This window comes from Streptomyces purpurogeneiscleroticus, from assembly GCF_020024005.1.
GTDB lineage: Bacteria > Actinomycetota > Actinomycetes > Streptomycetales > Streptomycetaceae > Streptomyces > Streptomyces purpurogeneiscleroticus.
In genome coordinates this window covers 25,237-33,210 of record NZ_NHSG01000307.1, presented here as the reverse complement: position 1 = coordinate 33,210, position 7,974 = coordinate 25,237, and the positions used below count along the sequence as shown (strand labels likewise).

Genomic DNA, 7,974 nt, shown 5'->3' with positions numbered 1-7,974 from the left:
CGGTCCGCCTAGCTCCGCTGCGTGATCCACCCCGCGATGCGCTCCAGCAGTTCCGGGGCCGCCGCGTTCTCCGCGTGGCCGTAGCCGCGCTCGATCCACAGGTCCGTGGAGCCGGGTGCGGCCGCGGCGGCCAGTGCACGCGGATGGTCGAGCGGGAAGTACGCGTCCCGGTCGCCGTGCACGATCAGGAGGGGGACCGGGGCGATCAGCGGGGCGGCTTCCGTGGGGGAGAGCGGGACCGGGTCCCAGGCGATGCCGTGGATACGGGTACGCAGCCCCAGCCGTCCCACCAGACGGCCCAGCGGCCGCTCCACCACCCAGTGCAGCCGCCGCATCGCCGCGGTGCCCCGGTAATACCAGCGAGCAGGGGCGCTCACCGCCACCACCATGTCGGTGTGCGCTCCTGTGCGCCCCTTGTGCGCGGCGCGGTACTCGGCGGCGTGCCGGACGACCACCGAGCCGCCCATGGAGAAGCCGACCGTGGCCACCCGGGTGTGGCCCAGGGTGCGTGCCCAGCGCACCGCGGCCGCCAGGTCCAGCACCTCCCGGTCGCCCACCGTGGAGCGCCCGCCGGACCGTCCGTGCCCCCGGAAGGAGAACGTGATCACGGGCGTGTACTGCGCGAAGGCGGCGGCAGCGCGGCGCAGCGCGGGGCGGTCCAGCGAGCCGGTGAAGCCGTGCGCGAGGACCACGACGAGGCCCTCCGGAGCGGCGTCCGGAGCGTCCGCCGCGGGCGAGTACTCGGCCTCGATGCGGACCCCGTCCTCGGTCAACAACGACACGCGCCGGCCACTCGAAGTGATCGAAGGAACACAAGATCGCGCAAAGTCGGCCGCCGCTCGGGAAGTCATGTGGGCTATTCTGTCGGGCAGGAAGGATCCGGGCAGCGTAGCCCCCGGGTCCTTTTGTGCTTTCAGACGCGCAGTGCGCGGATGAGCGCGGGTGTGCTCCAGGGCGCGGAGCGTACTGCGGTGCTCACGTTCCGGAGGCACGCGAGTCCCGCAAGGGCGCGGGGCCCGTGACCATACGAAGCAGTGCCGCAAAAGTCCTCGCAGGCAGGGACCGAGGAGGAACCGATGGGCGAGCGAAGCGTGCAGGAACACCGAACGGTCAGGGAACGACGGACGACCCGGGGCGGTGAGGAGCGATGAGTTCGCTGCTGCTCCTGACGAACGCCCTCCAGCCCTCGACGGAAGTGCTGCCCGCGCTCGGCCTCCTGCTGCACAGCGTGCGCGTCGCGCCGGCCGAAGGCCCGGCCCTGGTGGACACCCCCGGCGCCGACATCATCCTCATCGACGGCCGTCGCGACCTCCCCCAGGTCCGGTCGCTCTGCCAGCTGCTGCGCTCCACCGGCCCCGGCTGTCCGCTCGTCCTGGTCGTGACCGAGGGCGGCCTCGCCGCCGTCACCGCCGACTGGGGCATCGACGACGTCCTGCTCGACACCGCCGGCCCGGCCGAGGTCGAGGCGCGGCTGCGGCTCGCCATGGGCCGCCAGCAGATCTCCACGGACGACAGCCCGATGGAGATCCGCAACGGTGACCTGTCGGTGGACGAGGCGACCTACAGCGCCAAGCTCAAGGGCCGCGTCCTGGACCTCACCTTCAAGGAGTTCGAGCTCCTGAAGTACCTCGCGCAGCACCCGGGCCGGGTCTTCACCCGCGCGCAGCTGCTCCAGGAGGTCTGGGGCTACGACTACTTCGGCGGTACGCGGACGGTCGATGTCCACGTACGGCGGCTGCGGGCCAAGCTCGGCCCCGAGCACGAGTCCCTGATCGGCACGGTGCGCAACGTCGGCTACCGCTTCGTCGTACCGGACAAGGTCGAGCGGGCCGCCGAAGAGGCCAAGGAGAAGGCCGCCAAGGAGGCCGAGCGCAAGGCGCAGCGCGCCGCCGCCGAGGCCCGCGAGCACACCGCGGACCGGGGCGCGGCGACCAGCGGCGCACGCCCTGCCGAGCGGTAGGACGACCCGCGTAGACTGCCGCGCGTGGCCAAGGTGACGCGGGATGATGTGGCGAGGCTGGCGGGGACGTCCACCGCCGTGGTGAGTTACGTCATCAACAACGGACCGAGGCCGGTCGCCCCGGCCACGCGCGAGCGGGTGCTCGCCGCGATCAAGGAGCTGGGGTACCGGCCGGACCGGGTTGCGCAGGCCATGGCCTCGCGGAGGACCGATCTCATAGGACTGATCGTTCCCGACACCCGGCAGCCGTTCTTCGCGGAGATGGCGCACGCCGTGGAGCGTGCCGCCTCCGAGCGCGGAAAGATGGTGCTGGTCGGCAACGCCAACTACGAGGACGAGCGCGAGGTGCACTACCTCCGCGCCTTCCTCGGCATGCGGGTCGCCGGCCTCATCCTGATCAGCCAGGGCCCCAGCGAGCACGCCGCCGCCGAGATCGACACCTGGGACGCCCGCGTGGTGCTGCTGCACCGCCGCCCGGACGCCATCGACGACGTCGCCGTCATGGCGGACGACGTCGGCGGCGCCCAGCTCGCCACCCGCCACCTCCTCGAACACGGCCACCCGTACGTCGCGTTCTTCGGCGGCCTGGAGGAGACACCCAAGTCCGGCGACCCGGTCACCGACCACGTCAAGGGCTGGCAGCGGGCCATGCAGGAGGCCGGCTGCTCCACCGAGGGCCGGTACTTCCAGGCTCCGTACAACCGTTACGAGGCGTACCCGCTCGCGCTGAAGCTCCTGGAGAGCCCGGACCGGCCGCCGGCGATCATGTGCGCCACCGACGACCAGGCCATCGCGGTGCTGCGCGCGGCCCGCGAGCTGCGCATCGACGTGCCCGGCGAGCTGGCGGTGGCGGGCTTCGACGACGTGAAGGAAGCGGCGCTGACCGACCCGCCGCTCACCACGATCGGCTCGGACCGGGAGGCGATGGCCCGTACAGCCGTGGACCTCGTGCTGGACGACGGGCTGCGGGTGGCGGGATCGCGCCGGGAGCGGCTGCGGCAGTACCCGTCCCGGCTGGTGATCCGCCGGTCCTGCGGCTGCGGCGGCTGACCGCCCGAGCGCGCGTCTTTATACCGGGCATACCCACTTCTGCCGGACCTCTCAGGGCGTTCTCAGCCGGTTCTCATGCACGGCTCGCAGAGTCATAGACATGACCGAGAGCTACCGCCGCAGCGGCGATGATTCCCCGCAGACCACCCCGTACGTATCTTTCGGCGCGCCGGGTGCCTACCCGCCGCCGCCCCCGTACGCTCCGCCGGCTCCGCCCGCTGAAGGCGCTCCGCGCCGCCGGATGCGCCGCCCCGTCGCGCTGATCGCCGCGGTCGCGCTGGCCTCCGGCCTGATCGGCGGCGGCAGCGCCGCGCTCATCGCGAGCGCCACGCAGGGCGGCAGCAGCGGTCAGAGCACCGCCGTGGTCAACGCGGGCGCCACCACCGGCAACGGGGTCTCCTCGGTGGCCAAGGCGGTCGGCCCCGCCATAGTCGAGATCAAGGCCCGCACCACCCAGGGCGAGTCCACCGGCTCCGGCGTGGTCATCACCGGCGACGGCGAGATCATCACCAACAACCACGTGGTCTCCGGCGCCGGCACCGTCTCGGTGTCCTTCAGCGACGGCTCCACCAGGACCGCCGAGGTCGTCGGCACCGATCCCGGCAAGGACCTGGCCCTGATCAAGGTGAAGGGTGCCAAGAACCTCACGCACGCCACCCTCGGCGACTCCAGCAAGCTCGCCGTCGGCGACCAGGTCGTCGCGATCGGCTCCCCCGAGGGCCTGACCGGCTCGGTGACCAGCGGCATCGTCTCCGCGCTGGGCCGCGAGGTGACCGTGCCCAAGGAGGACCAGGGACAGCAGCAGCAACAGCAGCAGGGGCAGGGCGACCTGCCGTGGCCGTTCGAGTTCGGCGGCAACCAGTACAACGGCGACACCGGCTCCTCGACCACCTCGTACAAGGCCATCCAGACCGACGCCTCGCTCAACCCCGGCAACTCCGGCGGCGCCCTGATCGACATGCAGGGCCGGATCATCGGCATCAACTCCGCGATGTACTCGCCGAGCGACGCCACCAGCAGCAGCGCCGGCAGTGTTGGTCTGGGATTCGCCATCCCCATCAACACCGTCAAGGCGGACCTGGACACCCTCCGTGCCGGCGGCAGCGGCAACTGAGGAGCGCGGCCCGCACCTGAGAAGCTGGGCAAGCAACCGTCCGCTTCCCGTACACACCGAGGACCCGACACCCATGAGCGCCGCCGAGCAGGGCGAGACGCCCGCCCGCATCCTGATCGTCGACGACGAGCCGGCCGTCCGCGAGGCGCTCCGGCGCTCGCTCGCCTTCGAGGGCTACGCCACCGAAGAGGCCGTCGACGGCCTGGACGCGGTCGAGAAGGTGGCCGCGTACCGGCCCGAACTGATCGTGCTGGACGTGCTGATGCCCCGCATGGACGGCCTGACCGCGGCCCGCAGGCTGCGCGCGAGCGGCCTGACCGTGCCGATCCTGATGCTCACCGCGCGCGACACGGTCGGCGACCGGGTCACCGGCCTGGACGCGGGCGCCGACGACTACCTGGTCAAGCCCTTCGAGCTGGACGAGCTGCTGGCCCGCATCCGCGCGCTGCTGCGGCGCAGTTCGTACGCGGCCGCGGCCGGTGCCGCGCCCGACGAGGGCGACACGCTCACCTTCGCGGACCTGCGCATGAACCTCGCCACCCGGGAAGTCACCCGCGGCGACCGGCCCGTGGAGCTGACCCGCACCGAATTCACCCTGCTGGAGATGTTCCTGGCCCACCCGCGCCAGGTCCTCACCCGCGAGCAGATCCTCAAGGCCGTCTGGGGCTTCGATTTCGAGCCCTCCTCCAACTCCCTGGACGTGTACGTCATGTACCTGCGGCGCAAGACCGAGGCGGGCGGCGAACCGCGGCTGGTGCACACCGTGCGCGGCGTCGGGTACGTCCTGCGGTCCGGCGGTGCCGAGTGAACCTGCGCGAGGAGGCGGCCCAGCGCTACCGCCGGCTGCCGCTCCGCTCCCGGCTGGCGATGCTCACCGCGCTCGCCGTCGCGCTCGCCGTCGCCGCGTCCGCCGCCGCCTGCTGGCTGATCACCCGCGACCGGCTCACCGAGCAGCTCGACGCCACCCTGGGCAACGTCAGCGTGGACGCGGCGTACGTCCGGGCGCTGAGCGCCGAGTGCAACGGCACCGCGCCCGAGGGCATCCGCTTCCAGCCCACCCCGTACACGATCCAGCTGGTGTCCGTGGACGGCAGCGTCTGCACCTCGCCGGAGAAGTCGCAGATCCCCGCCGAGCGCGCGGACGTCGCCGTCGCGCAGGGCCGCTCCGGAGGCACCGTGCACACCGCGCGGGCCGCCGACGGCGCGGAGATGCGGGTCTCGACCGTGCCGTACCACGGGCCGGCCACCGACGCGCTCGGCAACCAGGTCGCGGTGTCCGTCGCCGCGCCCATGGAGCAGGTCACCGAGCCGCTCAACCAGCTCGCGCTGGTCCTGCTGATCGTCGCCGGGGTCGGCGTGCTGGGCGCCGCGACCACCGGCCTGTGGGTGGCCAGGGCGGGCCTGAAACCCGTCGACCGGCTCACCGCGGCCGTCGAACACGTCGCCCGTACGGAAGACCTCGCGGTCCGTATCCCCACCGAGGGCGAGGACGAGATCGCCCGGCTCTCCCGGTCCTTCAACTCCATGACCGCCGCGCTCGCCGCCTCCCGCGACCTCCAGCAGCAGCTCATCGCGGACGCGGGCCACGAGCTGCGCACCCCGCTGACGTCCCTCCGTACCAACATCGACCTGCTGGAGCGCAGCGAGCGCACCGGCCGGGCCATCCCGCCCGCCGACAAGCTCGCCCTCCTGGACTCGGTAAAGGCCCAGATGGGCGAGCTGGCGGCGCTGATCGGCGACCTCCAGGAGCTGTCCAGGACGCCGGAGCAGGGGCCCGGCGGCCATCCTGCGCTGAAGGTCGTCGCGCTGCACGACATCACGGGCACCGCACTGGAGCGGGCCCGGCTGCGCGGCCCGTCCCTCACCCTCGACGCCGCGCTGGATTCCTGGTACGTACGGGCCGAGCCCGCCGCGCTGGAGCGCGCGGTGGTCAACCTGCTGGACAACGCGGTGAAGTTCAGCCCGCCCGGCGCCACGGTCGAGGTCCGCCTGAAGGACGGCCTGCTGACCGTGCGGGACCACGGCCCGGGCATCCCCGAGGACGAACTCCCGCACGTCTTCGAGCGGTTCTGGCGCTCGCCCTCGGCGCGCAGCCTGCCCGGCAGCGGCCTCGGCCTGTCGATCGTGGCCCGCACGGCGCAGCAGGCGGGCGGCGCCATCCGGCTGCGGCCCGCGCCGGGCGGCGGCACGCTGGCGGAGCTGCACCTGCCGGGCGCGCCGGTGCCGCCGCCGGAGGAGCCGCCCGGCGAGCCGTCCGCAGCGGAGCCGGAGGGGCCGCCCGCAGCGGGGTGAGCCTTACCGGGCGAAGTCCGAGCCCAGGCCCGCTCCCGCCTCGGGGGCACCGATCGCCCCGGGCCCGTACGAGACCACGCCGTCCGTCGTCAGCCCGCCGGCCGCGCCCCGGAGCGACCACACCGCGCCCGTGTCCTTCGGGGCCGTGCCGTCCTCGCCCGGCGCACCCGCCGCGAGATCCGCCTTCCCGTCGCCGTCCGTGTCGAGCAGCGAGACCGCCTCGCCGAAGCGGTCACCGGCCTCGGCCACGCCCGGCACGCCCGCCGTGTTCTGGTGCCACGACTGGGCGCCGGTGCCGGTCAGGCCGCCCGTGCCGCCCTTGAGGAGGACCGTGCTGCCCGCGTCCTTCAGCGCCGCGCCGGAGGCGGAGGTCAGGTCCTCGTAGGGGACGCCGACCGCGACATCGGCGTACCCGTCGCCGTTCACATCGCCCGCGCTGAGCGAGTAGCCGAACTGGTCGCCCTCCTCGCCCGCGCCCGGTACGCCCGCGGTGTCCTGGGTGATCGTCGTGGAGCGCGTGCCCGGCCCGCCCGCCGAGCCGTACGCGACCTTGACGGTGCCCTTGTCGTACGGGAGGTCTTCCACGACGCCGCCCGGCACCGGGCGGTATATGAGGTCGCCGAAGCCGTCCTTGTCGACGTCGCCGACCGTGGCCGAGGCGGCGTCCGGCAGCTCCGTGGACGTGGTGGCGAGGCCGCCGGAGCCGCCCTTCCACAGCTCGCTCGACTCCGACCTTTCCTCGAACGCGTGCATGCTGACCAGGTCGTCCCGGCCGTCACCGTTGAGGTCACCGGCGACCAGCTCTTCGGTGGGGAAGAGGTGGCCGGTGTCGATGTCCGCGGTCCGGGCGGGCGCCCCGGCCCGGGTGAACGGCCCGTACATCACGTGCAGCCCCGAGGAGTCCGAGCCCTCCGAGCCGTCGCCGTCGGCGACCAAGTCCGCGTGGCCGTCGCCGTTGAAGTCCCCGGCGGTGAGGTTGCGGCCGCCGACGCCCTGGAGGCTGCCCGCGCCGCCCTTGCCGTCGGCGGAGCCCCACAGCACGACCGGTGCCCCGCCGCCGGTGATGACGAGGTCGCCGGTGCCGTCGCCGTCCAGGTCGCGGGCGACGGTGCGGGCGCCGAAGCGGCCGTTCTCGGTGGGGGAGCCGGGCACGCCGGCGGTGGCGCGGCTGATGACCTGGTGCTTGCCGGTGGCGGCACCGGAGGCGGAGCCGTACACCACTGTGATGTAGCCGGCCTTCGCCGTGCCGTCGACCGTGCCGCCGGGGGCGGTGGCAACGATGTCGGCGTAGCCGTCGTGGTTGAAGTCGGCCTGGGGCGCGGTGCCGGCCGGGCCCGCGGCAGCGGCGGCCGGAGCGGTGTCCGCGGGGGCCGCGCTCGCCGGGGCGGCCAGCACGAGCGGGGTGGTGAGCAGGGCGACCACCGCGGCGCAGCGCGCTGCGGTGGGGGTGGGGCGGTGGCGCACGGTTCCTCCTGTGGTCGGCACCCGGACACCCCGGGTGCACCGTTCGTACACCTGGAAGGACGAATGTCACCTACACATGGTTGTCCGCGTTGTG

7 protein-coding genes are annotated in these 7,974 nt (G+C 73.3%); 5 read left to right on the top strand and 2 right to left on the bottom strand.

Features of this window, described 5'->3' with window-relative positions:
• Positions 1-8: 8 nt before the first annotated feature.
• Positions 9-851 (bottom strand): alpha/beta hydrolase, encoded by an 843-nt coding sequence (locus CCS38_RS19885; RefSeq protein WP_223734648.1) that lies wholly within the window; start codon positions 849-851, stop codon positions 9-11.
• A gap of 296 nt (positions 852-1,147) precedes the next feature.
• Between CCS38_RS19885 and CCS38_RS19880 the strand changes: the two genes are divergently transcribed.
• From CCS38_RS19880 to CCS38_RS19860, 5 genes are all read left to right on the top strand, one after another.
• Complete coding sequence (locus tag CCS38_RS19880) at positions 1,148-1,960, top strand: winged helix-turn-helix transcriptional regulator (RefSeq protein WP_223734647.1); 813 nt, start codon at positions 1,148-1,150, stop codon at positions 1,958-1,960.
• A gap of 24 nt (positions 1,961-1,984) precedes the next feature.
• Positions 1,985-3,010 carry a LacI family DNA-binding transcriptional regulator gene (locus CCS38_RS19875; protein WP_223734646.1) on the top strand — a complete coding sequence of 342 codons (1,026 nt, stop codon included), beginning with the start codon at positions 1,985-1,987 and terminating at the stop codon, positions 3,008-3,010.
• Positions 3,011-3,110: 100 nt separating this feature from the next.
• Positions 3,111-4,124: a S1C family serine protease gene (locus CCS38_RS19870; RefSeq protein WP_223734645.1), complete on the top strand. Its 1,014-nt coding sequence runs from the start codon at positions 3,111-3,113 to the stop codon at positions 4,122-4,124.
• Between the two features lie 73 nt (positions 4,125-4,197).
• Positions 4,198-4,932, top strand: a complete 735-nt coding sequence (locus tag CCS38_RS19865; RefSeq protein ID WP_223734644.1) for a response regulator transcription factor — start codon at positions 4,198-4,200, stop codon at positions 4,930-4,932.
• Between the two features lie 59 nt (positions 4,933-4,991).
• The gene (locus CCS38_RS19860) at positions 4,992-6,416 is read left to right on the top strand and encodes a HAMP domain-containing sensor histidine kinase (protein ID WP_223734650.1); all 1,425 of its coding nucleotides are present in this window, start codon (positions 4,992-4,994) and stop codon (positions 6,414-6,416) included.
• Between the two features lie 3 nt (positions 6,417-6,419).
• On the opposite strand, the gene CCS38_RS19855 is transcribed toward CCS38_RS19860, so the two are convergent.
• Entirely contained in the window at positions 6,420-7,880 is a 1,461-nt protein-coding gene (locus tag CCS38_RS19855) for an FG-GAP and VCBS repeat-containing protein (protein WP_223734643.1), read from the bottom strand.
• Positions 7,881-7,974 lie beyond the last annotated feature (94 nt).